A 20,136-nucleotide genomic window follows, 5' to 3' on the forward strand; every position below is an offset into this window, starting at 1 on the left:
GACTAAGCGTAATTCAGAATAAAAAGCGACCTTCAGTGTCGCTTTTTTTATATCTAAAGTAACATTACCAGTTAAATAAACTTCCATTTAAAATATGATTATCAGTCACTTACAGCTACAATAAACAGTGATTCGTATTAATGAGATTTTCATGACAAACAATATTAAAGCTGATAAGCCCATGGTTACCCAAGAAAACACCACATTTAAGCTCAGTTTTCTACACCCTAAAAATTGCCTGCTACTGCTTGCAGCAAGCTTCTTATGGTTTATATCTTTACTACCTAATACAGTACAAAACGTAATAGGTCGCTCTTTAGGCCATTTAGTGGGAAAAATATTACCCGGTCGTTTAAAAACAGCGCAACAAAATCTAGCCTTAAGCTTTCCAGATAAATCGGATGCAGAAATTAAAGCGCTAGCAAAAGAGAACTTTGAATATACAGGTTTAGCCGTTATTGATACTGCAAACGCTTGGTTTTGGCCTGATTGGCGCATCAAGAAAAATATGGTTATCGAAGGCCAAGAACACATTGAACAAGCAAAAGCTGATGGTAATGGCATGTTAATACTAGGGGGCCACTTTTTGTCTCTAGAAATGTCGGCACGTATTTTCGGTTTACTACGACCTGCCCATGCAATTTATCGTCCCAACAAAAACCCATTGATGGAATACCTGCAATGCCGTGGACGTACTCTTTCAAATAAAGGCTTGTTTGACCGCCGAGATATCAAAGGTATGTTACGTATACTCGATGAGGGTGAGCCATTATGGTATGCACCGGATCATGATTACGGCCGTCGCCGCAGTGTGTTCGTTCCCTTTTTCGCCGTTGAAAAAGCTTGTACTATCACAGGCACAACACTGTTTGCTTCAGGTAAAAACACCAAAACTTATCCAGCGTCTTCTTGTCGCCTACCAGATGGTCGTTATAAACTCACAATTAGAGCACCATTAGAAAACTTCCCAACAGGTAGTGAAGTGGAAGATGCCACTATCTGTAATCAAGAATGCGAAAAATCTGTTTTAGAGCAAATCCCACAATATATGTGGTTACATCGTCGATTTAAAACACGTCCAGAAGGTGAAGCGAGCTTATATAAGTAATCGGTTTAAATGACTAATCTCATTATCGATAAGTCATAAAATAAAAAATCCTATTGATAAAACACAATCATGTGCGCATCAATAGGATTTTTAGTTTAAGCAGTACTTAAACTTATTTAAGTACTTAAATAAACTCTTCAATAGGTTCTATAAAACTACACGGCAAAAAGCTGCTGCCAGTAGTCTGTAACAACCTTACGCTGTTCTACAAATTCACTGTCCGCAACAATCCCCTTTTTACCTAATAAATTAAGTCGATGGATCTCATCACGCATTTGGCAATAACTGTTTGTTAAGCTTAATCCTAACGCTTCAGAAATTAATCCCTCTGCTACACAGCGACTAATAATGCGTACGTTATCAGGCCATAACTGCATTTTAGGAATCTGTGCAGCATAACTTAATACCATGAACTGCATCATAAACTCTATATCAGTAATACCACCAGCAGATTGCTTAATATCAAATTTATCTGCGGGGGCTTTCAACAGATGCCCACGCATTTTCAAACGCATTTCTACAACTTGCTTTTTTAACTCTGCTGTATCGCGAGGTTTGGCAATAATAGTGCGTTTCACGTCTGTAAAGCGCGCTTGAATAAGCTTATCGCCATACACTAAACGCGTGCGAACCAGCGATTGATGCTCCCAAGTCCAAGCTTCCTTAGATTGATAATCCAAGAACCTTGATACCGGACATGCCAGAACCCCCGAGTTGCCCGATGGACGTAAACGCATATCGACCTCATACAAAATACCGGTACTCGTTCGGGTACTAAATATATGAATAATACGTTGCGCTAAACGCAGATAGAATTGACGGCTATCAATCACTTTATCGCCATTGGTCATGCCTGCCGTTTCACAATTATGAATAAACACGAGATCGAGATCCGAACCATAACCTAATTCGATACCGCCGAGTTTACCGTAGGCGACAACAGCAAAGCCTTTTTCACCACTTTCAACAACATTGTGAGGTATGCCATGTTTCTCTGTTAATTGTTGCCAAGCAAGATTCACGACATTATCAATCACAGCTTCCGCTAACCAAGTAAGATGATCGCTCACTTTCATTAACGCTAATTCACCGCCAATGTCAGCGGCTGCAATACGCAGTAATTGAGTCTGTTTATATTGACGTAAAGCTTCTAGTTGCTGCTCTTGGTCTTCTTCAGGTATACGTAACATAAACTGACGTAATTCACTGCGATATTCATGCAAGGGCGTCGGGTGATACAAGTGCGATGGCACAAGTAGTTCATCTAATAGAATTGGGTGGCTCGACAATTGTTTCGCGACCATCGAACTGGCACTGCATAAACGCAATAACTGGGTTAGCGCAAGGTCATTCTCAGCCAACAATTCTAGATAAGCAGTACGATTTAAGATCTTTAATAACAAGGCGATGATACGTGGTAATAAAGCCACTGGATCATCTGCTTTGAGGACTGAAAATAACAGTTTAGGTAATAACTTTTCTATTGTCTGTCGACCTCTAGGCCCAACTGTTTTACGCGCGTAATCCGTTTTAAAATGATTTAAATCACGAGCAAAAGTTTGTGCCTCTTGTTCGGCTAAACCATATTCAGCCAGCAAGGTGACCGCTTCGTCGGTTGAAAGCTCCAAATGCCATAAATCTAACGCGGGTAATGATTCTTCATGATCGTCATCATCGCCACCAATTACATGACTAAATTCGGTGTGGATGTTTGCCATCACTTGATTAACATAAACATAGAAGCTATCCCAATCAGCAAAACCCAATACGCTAATTAAACGGCTGCGATCAAGTTCTGACTGCGGTAATGTCTGAGTTTGGCAATCATTAATCTGCTGGAGAATATTTTCAACTTGGCGTAAAAAGCAGTAACTCTCAGTTAATACGGTGTAGCTTTCAGGCGAGATTTCGCCAAGTGACGCGAGTTCTTTTAATGTCACTAACAATGACTTGATTTGTAATACGGGCTCGCGACCACCACGTATAAGTTGGAAGGTTTGTGCGACAAACTCTACTTCACGAATACCACCGCTACCCAATTTAATATTATCTTTTAATCCTTTACGGCGAACTTCTGCTTTAATCATGGCTTTCATATTACGCAGAGCATCAATCGCACTAAAATCAACATAACGACGATAGATAAATGGGCGTAGCATTTTTTCTAGTTCAATTCTGGTTTCAGCATTACCACCTAATGCTCGGGCCTTAACCATGGCATAACGTTCCCAATCTCGTCCTTGATTTTGGTAATATTCTTCAAAAGCATTGAAGCTCATGACCAATGGACCTGAATCGCCAAATGGGCGTAAACGCATGTCTACACGATAAGCAAACCCATCCATAGTAAGTTGATGCAATGCCGCAATTAAACGTTGGCCAAGACGTTGGAAGAACTTTTGATTTGATACAGTGCGCCCAGCACCAACAGTTTCACCTGTTTCTGGATACGTAAATATAAGATCGATATCAGAAGAGAAATTAAGTTCACCACCACCCAATTTACCCATTGCCAAGATAACAAGTTGCTGTTTAACCCCCGCTTCATTTACCGGGGTGCCTTGCTCTTTGCATTGCAATTGATATAACCATTCCAATGCACCTTCAATCAAACTGTCTGCAAGGTGTGAAGTATGGGTTAAACTTTCTTTTAGGTCAGCCTGTTGAAGTAACTCACGCCAAGCAATAATGCACATATGAAAGCGGCGGAACTGACGCACTGTACGTAGTAATGCCGTCTCAGAATCACACGCGGCAAGTTTAGTGGCTAATTGCGTTTCAACTTGGGCTGTTCGAGATGATTGAGAAAGTAAGCCTGACTGCCAAATAGCCGTGAGTAGGCCAATATTATTAATACAGCTTTCAGCAATAAAATCACTTAACGAAAATACGCGCTGGCTCTGGGTAATTTGCTCTACGGACAACAACGCTAAATCGCTCTCGTGACGTTCACACCAACGCTGCCAATAAATACCACCAGTCTCAGCTAATACATCAACAATTTTATTTTCTGTACTCATAAACGACATCCATATAATTAAAGCTTGTGATCCAATTAATTCAACAATTTATATCAACAATGCACATATAGACACACTATCTCTTACATGCTATTACTTACCGATATTAATTAACCTAGTAAACTTATCATTAGTAGGGAAATTATGGCAGTTAAAATCGTAAAAGAAGGTCACCTTTAATGTCTGTTTTTGAATCGCTCTTATCCTCGGATCTATTACTTTTTTTAATTATCGATCTCGTCATTGCACTTATCCTGCTCTCCGCAATGCGTTTTTTCACTGGTGCTGTAGATAACATAGATACCACCGATGAATTAGCCAAACGAGACAATTTTGCTTTTGGTATCAGTTTAGCCGGTGCAATCTTTGGCTTAGGACTCGTATTATCTGGCGCAATTACAGGTGAAAAAGCGGCAACCTTGCCACTTGAGATACTAAGCATCACTCTCTATGGTGTAACTGGATTGGTATTAATCAAATTTGGTCGCTGGATCCATGACCATGTATCCCTCAACCATCTAGACAAAAATATTGAAATAGCCCAGCGTAATGTCGCCGTGGCGATTGTCGATGCCAGTGCTGCGATTGCGACAGCCATTATTATTCGTTCAACCTTAATTTGGGCTGACGGACTAGAAGTCATCACCTTTGTCGCTATTTTTAGCGCTTTCTTAATTTATCAAACAATCATGCTACTGATGATGCGTTATCGTGAACACCGTTATTCACGTGGTAACCTTGGCACTACAATGCAGCAGGCCTTTAGAGATAATAATATTGCCGCTGCCGTTCGCCATGGTGGTTACCTTATTGCTGTCGCGATCTCAGTCACAGTGGGCAGTAACTATGTTTACTATGATACCGACAGTCTGATGACAACATTAGGTTCGTGGATGCTATTTAGTTTTATCATGTTGACGACATTTACAGTGCTTGCCATCATCGCTAAAAAAATAATTCTTAACGGTGTCAATATTAATAAAGAAGTCGACCTACAGAACAACGTTGGTGTGGCAACAATGGATGTGGCAATCAATCTATCGATTGCACTCATCCTCTCTGCATTATTAATTTAATGCATTAAAGCTGCCGCAAGGGTGTTACTTTAGGTTATCGATGATACTTAATATGTCCAGTTTTATAGCTACACTGAGTTATTATCGACAATGAACTTTAGTCTCATTTACCGGACAAATAAAACAGCGCTAATATATAAAATATAATAAATAAGTTGCAAGTCGCTTGACATATTATGTCTCGAGGCTTAAAGTTAATCTCACTTAGACATAATATGTCAAAAAAGGAACAAGATGAACATTCATAAAATTGCAAATTATCTTAATGATCTTGGCGACAAGTCTGACACTGGTTATAAATTTGACTGTACACCAATTTCAGGTGACGTTGATGTATTACGTGTTGACGTTGAAGGTCGTGAAGAAATTCCAATTTTTGTTTCTGTCACCGATGAGCAAATACTATGTATCGCTTATCTATGGGGCGAAAACGAAGTTAAAACCGAAAAACGTGTTGAGATGCTAGAAGCAATGTTAGAGCTTAACATCCCAATGCCGCTATCATCATTCGCAAAAATTGATGATATGTATGTAGTTTACGGTGCATTATCAGTGCAATCAGCAATCACTGATGTAGAGCATGAATTAGTTGTATTAAGCGATAACAGCCTAGAAGTTATCTCTGAATTATCAGATTATTTAATTTAGTCCCTACTTCTAAGGAGAAGTTTATGAGTATTTTTAAAAAGATTATGACCGCTATCCGCGGTGGCGCCCGTGAAGTAGGTGAAGGTATTGTTGATGCAAACTCAATGCGTATTTTCGAACAAGAAATTCGCGACGCAGAAACACACTTAACCAATGCTAAACGTAACTTAACTGACGTAATGGCAAAGCAAATGCAATCAAGCCGTGAACTTGAACGTGTTAAAGCTAATTTAACCGAACATGAAGGCTATGCAGTACAAGCATTAAACGCAGGTAACGAAGCGCTTGCACTTGAAGTTGCAGAAAAAATTGCACAGCTAGAGAAAGAAGTTATCGACCAACAGCAAAACCTAGATAATTTCACTAATAGCGCAACGAAGCTAAAAGATTTAGTGAAGAAAAGTGAACGTCAATTGGCTGAACACCAACGTCAATTAACAATGGTGAAAACCACTGATAGTGTTCAAAAAGCAACATCAGCAATCACAGATAACTTCAGTGCAAGTAACTCAAAACTACTTAGCGCAAAAGATTCATTAGAGCGTATTAAGCAAAAACAACAAGATTTTGATGATCGTATGCTTGCTGCTGATGAACTACAAGCTGAAGGTAGCGACCAGTCGTTAAAAGCAAAACTAGCAGAAGCTGGTATTGGTCAGCAACAAAGTAATGCGAACTCAGTACTAGAGCGTTTAAAAGCCAAGCAAAATAGCTAAGCTTAATCGTACAAACTGATGACAACACAACTACAAGGTTAACAGCGCCATTAAAAGCCTGTTAATATTCAATAGGAGCAGCATACGTGATAACACGTACTGTTCCTATTTGTCATTCTGCTATACCCTAATGTTCTAATAGCTTAATACTTTAGGATCCATGATGAGCTTCTTCAAAAATTTATTTAAAAAATCAGAACCAACAACGCCAGTCCGTGACCTCAATCATGTCAGTAAATTGATTCTTGGTGATATTATCGAATTTAGCGATAGCTTCACTTTACCAAGTGAGATTCGCCAACAAAAGTTCGAAGTGATTTCGGTTGAGACATTAGAATTTGAGCATCAACATTACCCACGTTTTAAACTGCAAGGTACTCAACAAACCTACGTGTGGTTATCGTTACCCGGTCACGACCACAATAATTTCCAGCTTAGCCTTGAGATAACCCGCGAAGAAGTATCCCAGCTATTTGATTTAGACCAATTCAGCGATGTATTTGAAGAAGGCTTCACAGAGTTACCAAGTCAACTACCAGTCTCACTCGGTGATTGGCACGCAGAACGCTATTTCCAACAAGATATCGCGACTGTCGGTTATCATCACAGAACTGATTTTAGAACATCAGCGCCTTCAAAATATGCAGATGATAACCCAGGTCAACAATTTGATTTTTACCATTTACATGATGCTAAAGAAAACAAATTAATCGATATAATGGTACTTAATAATGGCGATACTGACGTGTACTTGACCGTACAGCTTGGTAATGACAGTATTACAGGATACTGGCCAATAGCATAAACACAGTACAAGGCAGATTGAAGATGGTTAAATCACGTGAATTACCAGAAAAATGGCAATCATCACAAAAAGCGATGAAGGCTGTTCAGGTAGCGTTTGATATGGATGAAAAAATCCAATACAAGATCCGAAAAGCAGCATTAGATCATAACCTAAGCCCATCAGAGCAGATCCGGGATATTCTAGGTTTAACTGTTAACAAACGACCAAAAAGGCCACGTTTAACGGTATCACTGAATAACCAAGACTATATTGAATTAGCTGAAAAATACGGGTTACAGCCAGAACAGCAACTCGAAATTAAAAAATTAGTAATTGAAGATCTTGTTCGATTTTCAGAATAGAAACCGCTAATGAACAATCAGTGACACACTCATGTCACTGATTGCTATACCCTACTCATATACCGTACGCTTAATCAGCTAACCAATATGGCTGCATCGTTAACGCTTGATGACGGGTTTGCTCTAATGCATCCAGTAATGATCGCTGCTTACGCATTAATACCTTCTCAATTTGCACTGCAATTGTATCTGGTTGCTGCTTTGCAACAGCCATTAGTACCTGCAATACAGTTAAGTCATCAATCCCCTGCAAAATATCCTGCCAAGGTAAACGAAATTTATCTCGCTTTTCTGATGAATAGTAATGACTAAAACAACGGCCAATTAATAAGTTTTGCTTTAATTTTTCATGTAATGCTAAATAATCATCCGCATTAAGCGTCGAAGCTGACAACGCAGAATCAAGCACACTCTGCCAACTCGACTCTAAACGCATGTTAGCAAATGAAGCGACATTAACACTATCAAGCTTAACACTGCTCAGGCCTTGGCTTAAGAATTTACTCACAGACAGCATCAGGCTGGCATAACGCGGTGTATTAAACAGGGTGTCGATTGCTGCAAAGTCCACATAACTCGCTTGTAGATCCTGCAACTCTTTGGTTATACGCTTATGTTCAGGAAATTTACGAATAAACTGACTATTATCGGTCATCACTTGCTGCAATTGTGATGCTTGAGTAACTGCAGATAACTCCGCCAACAACCACGCCAATTCTGTTTGTTTTAATTCGATCTCAGGCAGTATATTGGTATACCCCTTCAATGTTTGCTGAATAAGCTCTACCGCTGAAACAACTTCAACTAACGCGTTAATGTCCTTTGTTTCAAGATAAAATTGCTCATGGTGCTGCCAATGCGTATAGCTCTGCGTTAATGTCGCTAAAAAGATGTCACCCAAACTTTCAGTTTCTACTTTAGGCATTTTTAACGTAAGCGGTTTAATTTTTGGCGTGTACAAACCTGCAAGTTGATACCCACGTTTAGCTTTACTGACATTACCTAAACGCACATTACCTAACTGCGTAATTTTCTGCGCTAAAGTAAAGAGGTCATCCACATCACCGTGAACCAACTCTAATTCAATTTCACAAATTGGATAACTGTGCTCACCGCTGCGTGCCATACCAAAATCAAAAACCACTTCAATTTCAGCATTGTTCGCCAGCTTAAGTTGCCACATGGTACGTTCAAAATCAGTCGTAAATAAATCCACCAGATCAGACTGTAACTGTGCCACATCGGTATTTTCAGGCCAGATCTCAGCCGGGAAATCTGCTAATGTAGGTAAATCTCCCTCTAACGGTAAATTATACTCAGGGCGTGAATGTAAGCCTCCTCGCACAATACCTGCTGTTTTTATCGTTTGCTCTGCAAAATTTAAACTTTTGCGCGTGCGTAAACCAAAATCAAACTGACGAAATTGGGATGTCGTTGTATCAAAATAAGTATTAGATAAAGGCTTAATAGCCTGTTCGATTATCACATAGTCAGCTAATAGCATGGCTAATTGTGGTTTAACCTCTGGTTTAACAACAAATTTTATTTCAACTTCCGTACTCATCTGGCCTCGCTAGACTCATCAACGATAAAAATAATGCTGTGATAAAACAAAATACCCAGCACTTTCAGAGACAAAATTTACCAATTATTTTAAAAGCTGTCTAAGGTTAAATACTTAATTAAAGAATAAGATCACCAACTAAAAATAAAAATATATTGATTTTGGTCTAATTCAATCACTAATAACGCAATTTTTATATTGCAAACTCCTGAGAGTTGTTTAACATTCCCGACATCTTCAAAAGTGTCATCATATTGTCACATACATGGATTATGGCTATGCCAGTAAATACTATTTTAGGACTTTTTGCTAAGTCTCCGATCACCCCGCTACAAGAACACATCACGAAAGTGCATGAGACTTGTGAATTACTTGTGCCATTTTTTGCTGCTACAACGCAGCAAGATTGGAATAAGGCGGAAACTATCCGCCAGCAGATCTCACAATGTGAGAGAGACGCTGATGTATTAAAACGTGAAATTCGCCTAAAGCTACCACGCGGTATCTTTATGCCTGTCGATCGTACCGATATGTTAGATCTACTGACGCAACAAGATAAAATCGCCAATCGTGCGAAAGATATTGCCGGTCGAGTAATCGGTCGCAATCTGCAACTCCCGGTCGAAATTGCTGATGATTTCACGCTTTATCTAAAACGTTGCATTGACGCAACGGCGCAGGCTAAGAAAGCCATTAATGAACTAGATGAATTGCTTGAAACTGGCTTTAAAGGTCGTGAAGTAGATCTTGTTGAAAACATGATCAACGAACTGGATTGCATCGAAGATGATACGGATGCAATGCAAATAGTACTACGCCAGAAATTACGTAAAATTGAAAATAACTACAATCCAATTGATGTTATGTTCCTTTACAAAATCTTAGAGTGGGTGGGCGGATTAGCTGACCAAGCTGAAACTGTTGGCGCTCGTCTCGAACTAATGCTAGCGCGTAATTAAGATCACTACAGGTATATAAATAATGGAAATCATTCAAGCATACGGTCCTTATCTATTGATGATGGCGGCAGCCTTTGGCCTTTATATGGCATGGGGTATTGGTGCAAATGACGTTGCAAATGCAATGGGCACATCAGTTGGTACCAAATCATTAACAGTGAAACAAGCAATTCTTATTGCGATGGTTTTTGAATTTGCCGGGGCTTACTTAGCTGGCGGTGAAGTGACTGATACAGTACGTAAAGGTATTGTTGATCTTGCGGTCTTTAAAGAAACTAACCGTCCAGATGCCTTAGCATTTGGTATGATCTCAGCATTGCTTGCTGCAGGTACTTGGTTAATGATCGCCTCTATATTTGGCTGGCCAGTATCAACAACGCACTCTATTGTTGGTGCTATCGTTGGTTTTGCACTTGTTAGTGTAGGCCCTGAAGCTGTTCAGTGGGGTAAAGCAGGTGGTATCGTAGGTAGCTGGGTGGTAACCCCAATACTCTCCGGACTCATCGCCTATGTCACCTTTATGAGTATTCAAAAACTCATATTTGACACCAAAGATCCTCTGTCTAATGCAAAACGTTATGTGCCTTTCTATATGGCTTTAACAACGTTTGTTATCGCAATGGTTACAATTAAGAAAGGTCTAAAACACGTTGGTTTACACCTTACAACAACAGAAGGTTTAATCGCTTCTGCTGCAATCAGCTTACTTGTTGCGATTATTGGTTCAATTTATATCAGCAAACAAAACTACAGCCCAAGTGATGACAAAGATATGCATTTCTCTAACGTAGAGAAAGTATTCGGTATCTTAATGATCATCACAGCGTGTGCAATGGCATTTGCCCATGGTTCGAACGACGTAGCAAATGCGATCGGTCCACTAGCTGCGGTTGTATCGATTGTTGAACACGGTGGCGAAATTGCCGAGAAAGCAGAACTGACATGGTGGATTTTACCACTGGGTGGTTTAGGTATTGTTATTGGTCTAGCGACAATGGGACACAAAGTAATGTCTACTGTTGGTACCGGCATTACTGAATTAACACCAAGTCGCGGTTTTGCTGCTCAGTTAGCAACAGCAACGACTGTTGTTATTGCATCAGGTTCAGGTCTACCTATCTCGACAACGCAAACCCTTGTTGGTGGCGTGCTGGGTGTGGGTATGGCGCGTGGTATCGCAGCCTTAAATCTAAATGTTGTTAGAACAATTGTTGTATCTTGGGTTGTAACACTACCTGCTGGTGCAATCTTAGCAATTATCTTCTACAAAATTTTAGAAGCTATCTTTGTAGTGTAATTGATTATATTGTTATTAAAAGGCCATCATTTATTGATGGCCTTTTTTATAAATCCATTAAATTTCTATTTTATAGCGGGAAAATATCATCTGAGGCTTGTCGAAATTCAATTTTATACTTACTATGCCTATCTGAATATTTCCTCTACGGGACAACTTGTGAAGATTAAACAACTCATTTTAGCATCATTGTTAACACTAATTAGCTTATCTAGTGTGGCAAAAGAAACGCGTTATATCAGTGATGACGTGTCTATTTTTATGCATTCAGGTCCTGGCACCCAGTATCGTATTATTGGTACCGTTAAAGCCGGTGAAGCTGTTACTTATTTACAGACTAATGCTGCCTCTAAATATACGCAAATCATGACAAGTAAAGGTAAAACAGCTTGGATTGATGGTAAATCGCTTTCTCGCCAAGTTAGTTTGAAAGTCCGTACACCAAAATTACAAGCTGAATTAGCAAAAACCAAAGATGCGCTTGCTAAAATCAATAACAAGAACTCTGCTGCGATGGCTGAATTAACAGATGCCAACCGTGATGAACTTGCTGGTAAAGAAGCTGATATCGCGACACAAGTAAACAAGATCGCATCATTAACCGCTGAGAACACAGCGTTAACAGATGAAGCGGTACGCTTACGTGAAGAGAACGAGCAATTATCAACTCGCTTAGATACGAAAGAAGAAGACGAACAACATCGCTTCATCATGCTAGGTGCATTAATTCTTGCTGTAGGCTTAATTGCTGGATTAATCATCCCGTCAATTAACTTCCGCAAGAAGAAAAATAATGGCTGGGATTAATCGTTTAACGACTGAGTTAAGTGACATTTATCGCTAAATGTAAAAAAGGATATTCAATTGAATATCCTTTTTTATTATCGGTAATTTATCGCAGTAGAGACAAGCTAATTACTTAAATATCTCATCACGCTTGAACACCAACTCAATATCAGTTGATTCCGCTTCACAATAATAATAACCATCCGTATCAAATGCCTTTAACTCGGCAACGTCTTTCAACTGGTTATCAATAATGTAACGGGCCATGAGCCCACGTGCTTTCTTCGCGTAAAAGCTAATGATCTTGTATTTACCTGCTTTACAGTCTTTAAATACCGGTGTGATCACTTGCCCTTTTAAGCGCTTCTTTTGTACCGCTTTAAAGTACTCGTTGGATGCTAAATTAATTAATACTTTATCACCCTGTGCAGCAAGAGTGTCATTCACTTTATCAGTAACAATATCACCCCAGAACTGGTATAAGTTTGTACCACGCCCATTAGTAAGCTTCGTCCCCATTTCTAAACGGTACGCCTTTATTAAATCTAATGGTCGTAGTAGCCCGTATAGGCCAGATAGAATACGGAAATGTTGCTGTGCAAACGCCATATCAGTCTCACTGAAACTTTCTGCGTCTAAGCCTGTATACACATCACCTTTAAACGCGAATACCGCTTGCTTTGCATTTTCAGGGGTAAAATCAGCCGTCCATTCAGTAAAACGAGCTGCATTTAATCCAGCTAATTTATCACTGATTTTCATCAATGATGATAGGTCCATCGGTGTTAACTGACGACACACATCAATCAACTCTGCGGAATGTACTGTTAAGTCCGCTTGACTGTACTGCTCAGTTGTCGGCGGAGTCTCAAAATCGAGTGTTTTAGCCGGTGATACCACGATTAACATAAATTTTCCTTACTTCTCTTAAACTCTAGCTTACGATTAAACGTTTATCGCTATCACGATAAGTGTTTATGATCGAACAATTACAACGCTTCAATCGTCACACCGTCGAGCATACTATCACTCGCAGCTTGCCCTTGATTTAACTTAATCATTAAGCGTAAATCATTCGGTGAATCCGCATGGTGCAACGCTTCACTGTAACTAATCATGTTGGTGTTATAAAGTTCTAATAATGCTTGATCAAAAGTCTGCATGCCCTGCTCTATCGATTTAGACATCAGCTCTTTAATCTTATGCAATTCATTCTTACGAATATGCTCGCTCACCAACGGGGTATTGAGTAAAATTTCAAATGCACCACGTCGACTTGTACCACCTTGCACAGGTATTAACTGCTGGGCAATAATGGCTTTTAAGTTTAGCGACAAATCATATAATAACTGCGCGTGTTTTTCTTTTGGAACCAAATGTAAAATACGGTCGATAGCCTGATTCGCGTTGGTTGCGTGCAGTGTCGCCATACATAAATGACCCGTTTCAGCAAATGCGAGCGCAAACTCCATTGTTTCTTGCGAACGGATCTCACCAATAAGAATGACATCCGGCGCTTGACGCAATGAGCTCTTTAGCGCATCTTCAAATGATTCGGTATCAATACCCACTTCACGCTGTGTCACAATACAACTATCATGTTCATGCACAAACTCAATCGGATCTTCAATCGTTAAAATATGCCCCGATGAATTTTGATTTCGATAACCAACCATTGCAGCTTGCGTCGTTGACTTACCCGAGCCTGTAGCACCAACAACCAATACCAAACCGCGTTTTTCTAATGCAGTGTGTTTTAATATTTGTGGCAGGTATAATTCATCCATCGCTGGTATGTCCGTTTCAATACGACGAATAACCATGCCAGCTTTTTCTAATTGCCAAAATGCACTCACACGGAAACGACCAATCTCTGGCATAAAAATACCAAAGTTAGACTCCTTAGTGCGGCAAAAAGAAGCATACTCATCTTCTGACATTGCTTCTTTCACTAATGATAATGATTGCTCTGCCGTTAACTTATGCTCTGAAAGCGCACGTAGCGAACCATGTACCTTCACTGTTGGCGCAATACCAGCAGAAATATACATATCAGAACCCTCGAGCTTTTTCATTGCACTAAAGAGTTGCGGTAACATCCCCATGTCATTAATCCTTAAAAGTTTTGTTGATCTACAGCTCTAATACGCGCTTCTTCGCTCGTCACAATACCCATGTTCACTAATTCACGTAGTGATTGATCTAATGTTTGCATACCATGCATCATACCCGTTTGGATCACTGAATACATCTGCGCCACTTTATCTTCACGGATCAAGTTACGAATAGCAGGTGTGCCTATCATGATCTCATGAGCAGCAACACGACCGCCACCAGTACGCTTTAATAACGTTTGTGAAATTACCGCACGTAATGATTCAGACAACATAGAGCGAACCATGTCCTTTTCTTGTCCTGGAAATACATCAACAATACGGTCAATCGTTTTAGCAGCTGACGTGGTATGTAACGTACCAAACACCAAATGCCCCGTTTCTGCGGCTGTTAATGCCAAGCGGATCGTTTCTAAATCTCGCATTTCACCCACTAAAATAATATCGGGATCTTCACGTAACGCTGATCGTAATGCGGCATTAAAACTCTTGGTATCACGGAACACTTCACGCTGATTAACCAAGCTTTTTTTATTCTGATGAACAAATTCAATTGGATCTTCAATCGTCAGAATGTGTTTATGTTGATTCTCATTAATATGATCAATCATAGCTGCCAATGTGGTCGACTTACCTGAACCAGTTGGCCCTGTCACCAACACTAAGCCACGTGGTAATTCTACAAAATCATGAAAAATATCAGGCGCGTTTAACTCCGCCATTGTTTTCACTTCACTTGGAATAGTACGGAATGTTGCAGCCGGACCACGATGCTGATTAAAGGCATTCACACGAAAACGAGCAACGTTATTAATTTCAAAAGAAAAATCGACTTCTAAATGTTCTTCATAGTCTTTGCGTTGTTTATCATCCATAATGTCATAAATTAACGCATGTACTTGTTTAGCATCAAAAGCGGGTAAGTTTATTTTACGTACGTCACCATCCACACGGATCATCGGAGGAACACCAGAAGAAAGGTGTAGATCTGATGCATTATGCTTTACACTAAATGTAAGTAACTCTGTAACATCCATATTCTTTTTAACCTCATTGCAAGTAACATCATGAATAGTATATCAACACGATTACAACAGGTTCTGACTCAAATTGAAAACGCGGCAGACACATCTTTCAAAAAAAGGTGTGAAATTAGCCTGCTTGCAGTCAGTAAAACTAAACCTGTCGAACAAGTTATGGCAGTTTACGCACTCGGACAGCGTAAATTTGGTGAAAACTACCTTCAAGAAGCCGTAGAAAAAATTACTGTACTGCAAGAAGACGGTAATTATACGGATATAGAGTGGCACTTTATTGGTCCTATTCAGTCTAATAAGACTCGTCCAATTGCCGAACATTTTGATTGGGTACAAAGTATTGACCGTCTAAAAGTCGCCCAACGACTGAATGATCAACGCCCAGCAGATATGGCTAAATTAAATGTGTGCATCCAAATTAATATCAGTGCTGAAGACAGCAAGTCTGGCGCTGATTTACAACAAGCTCGCCTATTAGCCGAGCAAGTATCGACACTGCCAAATTTAGTATTACGCGGGATCATGGCGATTCCTGAAAAAACAAATGATCTCGATAAACTTAAATCACAATTTAACCAACTCGAATCGTTGTATTTATCACTTCAGCACCAATATAACCAGATAGATACTTTATCAATGGGTATGACTAACGACATGGAACTTGCCATTTCACAAGGAAGCAACATGGTACGTGTGGGTACTGCTATTTTCGGCGCACGAGGCTGATCACTCCGTTTTTATGGGGTTAAACAGTAATGATCAAAATATAAGGAATTAAACAATAATGATCACGAATAAAAAAATCGCCTTTATTGGCGCTGGAAACATGGCTTCAAGCCTCATTGGCGGCATGATCACAGATGGCTACCCTGCGGAGCTTATTTATGCTGCAAATCCAACCCGCACACGTTTAGATGTATTAGCAGAAAAATTTTCGATTAATACCACTCAAGATAATAACCATGCAGTTGCCTCTGCAGATATTATTTTTCTTGCAGTAAAACCGCAGTTAATGGCAGAAGTTTGCTCTCAATTAGCAGAGCACAGTGCTAACTATCGCGGTAAGTTGTTTGTTTCTGTCGCTGCAGGCGTGACTGTAGAACGCTTACAAAGCTTATTAGCTGACAATCAACCGATTGTACGAACGATGCCAAACACTCCGGCATTGGTACAAAAAGGCATGACAGGTTTATTCCCATCACCTGAAGTATCAGATGACGAGATAAAAACCATTGATAAGATCATGACTGCAGTGGGTAAAACCTGCTGGGTAGAAGATGAATCAGATTTAAATACGATTACAGCTGCAACGGGTAGCTCACCTGCGTATTTCTTCCTGTTTATGGAAGCAATGCAAGAAAGCATTATTCGCATGGGGTTCACACAACAACAAGCGAGAGAATTAGTGCAGCAAGCGGCATTAGGTTCTGCCGAGCTAGTACAACAAAATCCACATATTGATTTAGCGACCCTACGTCAAAATGTCACCTCAAAAGGTGGGACGACCGCGGAAGCGATACGCACTTTTGAAGAACACAATTTACGTGATACGGTCGACACTGCAATGCAGGCAGCCGTTACACGTGCAGAACAAATGTCAAAATTATTTTAATTCACTTACTCGCAACTGTTTATCTGAGCAGTTAGCAATAAACTTGAAGGGCTATTTATGAACGCGGCTAACTTTTTGGTCAGTATTTTATTTGAAACATACATTCTTATCATACTATTACGTGTATGGTTGCAAATGGCTCGCGCCGATTTTTATAATCCAATGAGCCAATTTATTGTCAAAGCAACACAGCCAGTTGTTAGACCATTGCGCCGTGTTATTCCAAGTGTAGGCGGCCTAGACTTAGCATCTGTTATATTCGCTTATGCCGTTGCCTGTGCAATGATTTATACTTTATTCGGCTTACAAACAGGTGCCGTTGCACCGATCCAAGACGTATTAATCTTGGCTGCAATTAAACTATTAAAGCAGTGCTTTAGCTTAGTATTCTACGTATTAATTTTACGTGCTATTTTAAGCTGGGTGAGCCAAGGTAATAGCCCAATTGAATACGTGCTATCACAGCTTAGTGAACCAATTTTAGCACCAATCCGCCGTATTATTCCTGCAATCGGTGGTCTTGATTTATCAATGTTAGTAGCCATTTTAGGCCTACAGTTTTTACAAATCTTAATTGGCGATCTCACTGGTATTCCATTCTAGTCTCCGCTTTTAAATGCAGGGTATTGCCCTGCATTTAATCAGCAACAAGCTAAACGTTAAGGCTCTCGTCTTGATCTCGTTCATTCCTTTTATTCTTTAATGTAGGAACTCATATGCCATCATTATTTAAATCTCTATTACTCACAATTACCTTATTATGTTCAGCAACAGTAAGTGCAGAACAAATGCAAAAATTGGGAGATTGGGATGTGCATTACATTGCTTTTCCAAGTACATTTTTAACCGCTGATGTAGCATCAGATTATGATATCGATCGCAGTAAATACCTTGGTATTATCAATATTTCAGTGCTTGATAGTGATACAAAAAAAGCACAAGCGGTAAAAATGACAGTCACCGCGCGTAATTTATTAGGTAACATCCGAGAGTTAGACGTACGTGAAATTCGTGAACAAAATGCGATTTACTATATCGCAGAAGTGCCTCACCGTAACGAAGAGACTTACCGTATCAAGGTTACATTAAGTAGCGGAAACCAAACTCAAGAGCTAAAATTCCAACAAAAGTTTTATGTTGATTAGGCTTTATCCGTGATCCGCAATCCTGTATAACCTGATTGCATAAATGAGTCGTATCGCTCATCGTATTTTTAACTTTCTATTAATTATTGATAAAGGCGCACCATGTCTAAAGTTGTTCTCGCTACTGGTAATCCAGGCAAAGTTCGTGAAATGTCAGCACTGCTTGCTGACTTTGGTCTTGAAGTACTTCCACAAAGTGATTTCAATATTGTCGAAGCCGACGAGACTGGCACAACGTTTATTGAAAATGCCATTATCAAAGCCAAGCATGCCGCGACACTAACAGGTCATCCTGCGATTGCAGATGATTCAGGATTAGCAGTTGATGCTCTACAAGGTGTTCCTGGTATTTACTCTGCGCGTTATGCAGGTGCAGATGCCAGTGACCGTGATAACTTATTAAAGTTACTTGACGCACTAAAAGGCGTACCAACAGCGCAACGTACCGCGCGTTTCCATTGTGTATTGGTTTACATGACTCATGCAGAAGATCCAACACCACTCGTATGTCACGGCAGCTGGGATGGCGTTATTACAGAACAACCAAGTGGTGAAGACGGCTTTGGTTACGATCCAATTTTCTTCGTTGAATCTGAAGGCTGTACTTCGGCTGAATTAACCAAGCAACGTAAAAGTGAATTAAGCCATCGTGGCCAAGCATTGACTAAATTGTTCGCCGCAATGCACGAACAACAAGCTCGATTAGCTGCACAATAATGACTAATACAGTAATAGCAACACCAGACGACGCAATGACAGCTGTACCAATGCAATTGCCTCCACTTAGTTTATACGTACATATTCCATGGTGTGTGCAGAAATGTCCATATTGTGATTTTAACTCGCATACGCAAAAAGGTAAGATCCCTGAAGATGAATATATAGATGATCTGCTCGCCGATCTTCGTAGCGAATTACCACGTGTATTCCAACGATCATTACATTCGATCTTCATTGGTGGCGGTACACCTAGCCTCATTAGTGCCGAAGGCATCGCTAAAATACTAAATGGTGTTGAAGCCATGATCCCATTTAGTGAGAACATAGAGATCACGATGGAAGCGAATCCGGGAACGGTTGAAGCGGATCGTTTTCACGGTTATGTGACCGCTGGTATTAACCGGATCTCGATTGGTGTACAAAGCTTACAGGCTGAAAAATTGAATTTATTAGGCCGTATTCACGATCCTGATGAAGCCATTAGAGCGGCTAATATTGCCACTGAATCACAGCTTAATTCGTTCAACTTAGACCTGATGCATGGCTTGCCACATCAAGATTTAAGTGATGCGTTATATGACTTGAATAAGGCTGTAGAACTAGCGCCTCCACACTTATCTTGGTATCAATTAACGATTGAGCAGAACACCCAATTTTACTCTAAACCACCTACCTTGCCGGATGAAGATATTCTTTGGGATATTTTTGAACAAGGTCATGCGTTATTGAGTAAAGCGGGTTATGAGCAATATGAGATTTCAGGCTATGCTAAAACAGGCAAGCAATGTCAGCACAATCTAAACTATTGGCGTTTTGGTGATTACATCGGAATCGGCTGTGGGGCTCACGGTAAGCTTACCGATCCAGAAACAGGTCAGATACTCCGTCGCAGTAAAGTAAAGCACCCGCGCGGTTATATGGACGCAAATAAGGCCTTCTTAGATAGTGAACATGTCGTGCCTCAAGATGAACTGCCTTTTGAGTTCTTCATGAATCGTTTCCGCTTAATCGAAGCAACACCAAAACAAGATTTTTGTGATTTTACTGGATTACCACTTTCAGTCATAAACGCGCAAATTGATACCGCGATACAGAAAGGTCTATTGAGTGAAACAGAAACGCACTGGCAAGTAACCAAACTTGGTCATCGTTATCTAAATAGCTTGTTCGATCTGTTTATCTAAA

20 protein-coding genes are annotated in these 20,136 nt (G+C 40.0%); 15 read left to right on the plus strand and 5 right to left on the minus strand.

The window, feature by feature from the left end; genetic code table 11:
* The first annotated feature begins 151 nt into the window (after positions 1-151).
* Positions 152-1,108, plus strand: coding sequence for an LpxL/LpxP family Kdo(2)-lipid IV(A) lauroyl/palmitoleoyl acyltransferase (lpxL, locus tag HWV00_RS18975; RefSeq protein WP_211683787.1), 957 nt, complete (start codon positions 152-154; stop codon positions 1,106-1,108).
* Positions 1,109-1,263: 155 nt separating this feature from the next.
* Here the strand turns inward: lpxL and glnE are convergent, their stop codons facing one another.
* On the minus strand, positions 1,264-4,128 hold the full coding sequence (gene glnE / locus HWV00_RS18980; protein WP_211683788.1) for a bifunctional [glutamate--ammonia ligase]-adenylyl-L-tyrosine phosphorylase/[glutamate--ammonia-ligase] adenylyltransferase: 2,865 nt from the start codon (positions 4,126-4,128) through the stop codon (positions 1,264-1,266).
* Between the two features lie 179 nt (positions 4,129-4,307).
* Between glnE and HWV00_RS18985 the strand changes: the two genes are divergently transcribed.
* From HWV00_RS18985 to HWV00_RS19005, 5 genes are all read left to right on the plus strand, one after another.
* Positions 4,308-5,204: a DUF350 domain-containing protein gene (locus HWV00_RS18985; protein WP_211683789.1), complete on the plus strand. Its 897-nt coding sequence runs from the start codon at positions 4,308-4,310 to the stop codon at positions 5,202-5,204.
* 234 nt (positions 5,205-5,438) lie between these two features.
* Positions 5,439-5,852, plus strand: coding sequence for a YjfI family protein (locus HWV00_RS18990; RefSeq protein ID WP_211683790.1), 414 nt, complete (start codon positions 5,439-5,441; stop codon positions 5,850-5,852).
* 23 nt (positions 5,853-5,875) lie between these two features.
* A complete protein-coding gene (locus tag HWV00_RS18995) occupies positions 5,876-6,568 on the plus strand; it encodes a PspA/IM30 family protein (protein WP_211683791.1) in 693 nt (230 codons plus the stop codon).
* Positions 6,569-6,728: 160 nt separating this feature from the next.
* Positions 6,729-7,373, plus strand: coding sequence for a hypothetical protein (locus HWV00_RS19000; protein WP_255554823.1), 645 nt, complete (start codon positions 6,729-6,731; stop codon positions 7,371-7,373).
* A gap of 23 nt (positions 7,374-7,396) precedes the next feature.
* Positions 7,397-7,717, plus strand: coding sequence for a hypothetical protein (locus HWV00_RS19005; RefSeq protein ID WP_211683792.1), 321 nt, complete (start codon positions 7,397-7,399; stop codon positions 7,715-7,717).
* 70 nt (positions 7,718-7,787) lie between these two features.
* Here HWV00_RS19005 and HWV00_RS19010 read toward each other — a convergent pair whose 3' ends face one another.
* The gene (locus tag HWV00_RS19010) at positions 7,788-9,281 is read right to left on the minus strand and encodes an inorganic triphosphatase (RefSeq protein ID WP_211683793.1); all 1,494 of its coding nucleotides are present in this window, start codon (positions 9,279-9,281) and stop codon (positions 7,788-7,790) included.
* A 278-nt stretch (positions 9,282-9,559) separates the two neighbouring features.
* Here HWV00_RS19010 and HWV00_RS19015 point away from each other — a divergent pair, with 278 nt between their 5' ends.
* From HWV00_RS19015 to HWV00_RS19025, 3 genes are all read left to right on the plus strand, one after another.
* The gene (locus HWV00_RS19015; protein ID WP_211683794.1) at positions 9,560-10,240 is read left to right on the plus strand and encodes a TIGR00153 family protein; all 681 of its coding nucleotides are present in this window, start codon (positions 9,560-9,562) and stop codon (positions 10,238-10,240) included.
* Positions 10,241-10,262: 22 nt separating this feature from the next.
* Complete coding sequence (locus HWV00_RS19020; protein ID WP_211683795.1) at positions 10,263-11,537, plus strand: inorganic phosphate transporter; 1,275 nt, start codon at positions 10,263-10,265, stop codon at positions 11,535-11,537.
* Between the two features lie 159 nt (positions 11,538-11,696).
* A complete protein-coding gene (locus HWV00_RS19025) occupies positions 11,697-12,344 on the plus strand; it encodes a TIGR04211 family SH3 domain-containing protein (RefSeq protein WP_211683796.1) in 648 nt (215 codons plus the stop codon).
* A 108-nt stretch (positions 12,345-12,452) separates the two neighbouring features.
* Here HWV00_RS19025 and yaaA read toward each other — a convergent pair whose 3' ends face one another.
* From yaaA to HWV00_RS19040, 3 genes are all read right to left on the minus strand, one after another.
* Positions 12,453-13,232 (minus strand): peroxide stress protein YaaA, encoded by a 780-nt coding sequence (yaaA, locus tag HWV00_RS19030; RefSeq protein WP_211683797.1) that lies wholly within the window; start codon positions 13,230-13,232, stop codon positions 12,453-12,455.
* A gap of 80 nt (positions 13,233-13,312) precedes the next feature.
* Positions 13,313-14,428: a PilT/PilU family type 4a pilus ATPase gene (locus HWV00_RS19035; RefSeq protein ID WP_211683798.1), complete on the minus strand. Its 1,116-nt coding sequence runs from the start codon at positions 14,426-14,428 to the stop codon at positions 13,313-13,315.
* An 11-nt stretch (positions 14,429-14,439) separates the two neighbouring features.
* A complete protein-coding gene (locus HWV00_RS19040) occupies positions 14,440-15,474 on the minus strand; it encodes a type IV pilus twitching motility protein PilT (protein WP_211683799.1) in 1,035 nt (344 codons plus the stop codon).
* Between the two features lie 30 nt (positions 15,475-15,504).
* On the opposite strand from HWV00_RS19040, the gene HWV00_RS19045 reads away from it, so the two are divergent.
* The 6 genes from HWV00_RS19045 to hemW all read left to right on the plus strand — a co-directional run bounded on the left by HWV00_RS19045 (position 15,505) and on the right by hemW (position 20,135).
* Positions 15,505-16,200 carry a YggS family pyridoxal phosphate-dependent enzyme gene (locus tag HWV00_RS19045; RefSeq protein WP_211683800.1) on the plus strand — a complete coding sequence of 232 codons (696 nt, stop codon included), beginning with the start codon at positions 15,505-15,507 and terminating at the stop codon, positions 16,198-16,200.
* Positions 16,201-16,258: 58 nt separating this feature from the next.
* Entirely contained in the window at positions 16,259-17,086 is an 828-nt protein-coding gene (gene proC, locus HWV00_RS19050) for a pyrroline-5-carboxylate reductase (RefSeq protein ID WP_211683801.1), read from the plus strand.
* A 57-nt stretch (positions 17,087-17,143) separates the two neighbouring features.
* Positions 17,144-17,689: a YggT family protein gene (locus tag HWV00_RS19055; protein ID WP_211683802.1), complete on the plus strand. Its 546-nt coding sequence runs from the start codon at positions 17,144-17,146 to the stop codon at positions 17,687-17,689.
* Positions 17,690-17,802: 113 nt separating this feature from the next.
* On the plus strand, positions 17,803-18,231 hold the full coding sequence (locus HWV00_RS19060; RefSeq protein ID WP_211683803.1) for a DUF4426 domain-containing protein: 429 nt from the start codon (positions 17,803-17,805) through the stop codon (positions 18,229-18,231).
* A 102-nt stretch (positions 18,232-18,333) separates the two neighbouring features.
* The gene (locus tag HWV00_RS19065; RefSeq protein WP_211683804.1) at positions 18,334-18,948 is read left to right on the plus strand and encodes an XTP/dITP diphosphatase; all 615 of its coding nucleotides are present in this window, start codon (positions 18,334-18,336) and stop codon (positions 18,946-18,948) included.
* Positions 18,949-18,998: 50 nt separating this feature from the next.
* A complete protein-coding gene (gene hemW, locus HWV00_RS19070) occupies positions 18,999-20,135 on the plus strand; it encodes a radical SAM family heme chaperone HemW (RefSeq protein ID WP_211686711.1) in 1,137 nt (378 codons plus the stop codon).
* Position 20,136: the final 1 nt, after the last annotated feature.

It is taken from the genome of Moritella sp. 24, assembly GCF_018219155.1.
Lineage (GTDB): Bacteria > Pseudomonadota > Gammaproteobacteria > Enterobacterales > Moritellaceae > Moritella.

What these genes read in the sequence shown, in the direction of transcription:
- lpxL (WP_211683787.1), top strand. Translation starts at nt 152, where the DNA reads ATGACAAACAATATTAAAGCTGATAAGCCCATGGTTACCCAAGAAAAC.
- glnE (WP_211683788.1), bottom strand. Translation starts at nt 4,128, where the DNA reads ATGAGTACAGAAAATAAAATTGTTGATGTATTAGCTGAGACTGGTGGT.
- HWV00_RS18985 (WP_211683789.1), top strand. Translation starts at nt 4,308, where the DNA reads ATGTCTGTTTTTGAATCGCTCTTATCCTCGGATCTATTACTTTTTTTA.
- HWV00_RS18990 (WP_211683790.1), top strand. Translation starts at nt 5,439, where the DNA reads ATGAACATTCATAAAATTGCAAATTATCTTAATGATCTTGGCGACAAG.
- HWV00_RS18995 (WP_211683791.1), top strand. Translation starts at nt 5,876, where the DNA reads ATGAGTATTTTTAAAAAGATTATGACCGCTATCCGCGGTGGCGCCCGT.
- HWV00_RS19000 (WP_255554823.1), top strand. Translation starts at nt 6,729, where the DNA reads ATGATGAGCTTCTTCAAAAATTTATTTAAAAAATCAGAACCAACAACG.
- HWV00_RS19005 (WP_211683792.1), top strand. Translation starts at nt 7,397, where the DNA reads ATGGTTAAATCACGTGAATTACCAGAAAAATGGCAATCATCACAAAAA.
- HWV00_RS19010 (WP_211683793.1), bottom strand. Translation starts at nt 9,281, where the DNA reads ATGAGTACGGAAGTTGAAATAAAATTTGTTGTTAAACCAGAGGTTAAA.
- HWV00_RS19015 (WP_211683794.1), top strand. Translation starts at nt 9,560, where the DNA reads ATGCCAGTAAATACTATTTTAGGACTTTTTGCTAAGTCTCCGATCACC.
- HWV00_RS19020 (WP_211683795.1), top strand. Translation starts at nt 10,263, where the DNA reads ATGGAAATCATTCAAGCATACGGTCCTTATCTATTGATGATGGCGGCA.
- yaaA (WP_211683797.1), bottom strand. Translation starts at nt 13,232, where the DNA reads ATGTTAATCGTGGTATCACCGGCTAAAACACTCGATTTTGAGACTCCG.
- HWV00_RS19035 (WP_211683798.1), bottom strand. Translation starts at nt 14,428, where the DNA reads ATGGGGATGTTACCGCAACTCTTTAGTGCAATGAAAAAGCTCGAGGGT.
- HWV00_RS19040 (WP_211683799.1), bottom strand. Translation starts at nt 15,474, where the DNA reads ATGGATGTTACAGAGTTACTTACATTTAGTGTAAAGCATAATGCATCA.
- HWV00_RS19045 (WP_211683800.1), top strand. Translation starts at nt 15,505, where the DNA reads ATGAATAGTATATCAACACGATTACAACAGGTTCTGACTCAAATTGAA.
- proC (WP_211683801.1), top strand. Translation starts at nt 16,259, where the DNA reads ATGATCACGAATAAAAAAATCGCCTTTATTGGCGCTGGAAACATGGCT.
- HWV00_RS19055 (WP_211683802.1), top strand. Translation starts at nt 17,144, where the DNA reads ATGAACGCGGCTAACTTTTTGGTCAGTATTTTATTTGAAACATACATT.
- HWV00_RS19060 (WP_211683803.1), top strand. Translation starts at nt 17,803, where the DNA reads ATGCCATCATTATTTAAATCTCTATTACTCACAATTACCTTATTATGT.
- HWV00_RS19065 (WP_211683804.1), top strand. Translation starts at nt 18,334, where the DNA reads ATGTCTAAAGTTGTTCTCGCTACTGGTAATCCAGGCAAAGTTCGTGAA.
- hemW (WP_211686711.1), top strand. Translation starts at nt 18,999, where the DNA reads ATGCAATTGCCTCCACTTAGTTTATACGTACATATTCCATGGTGTGTG.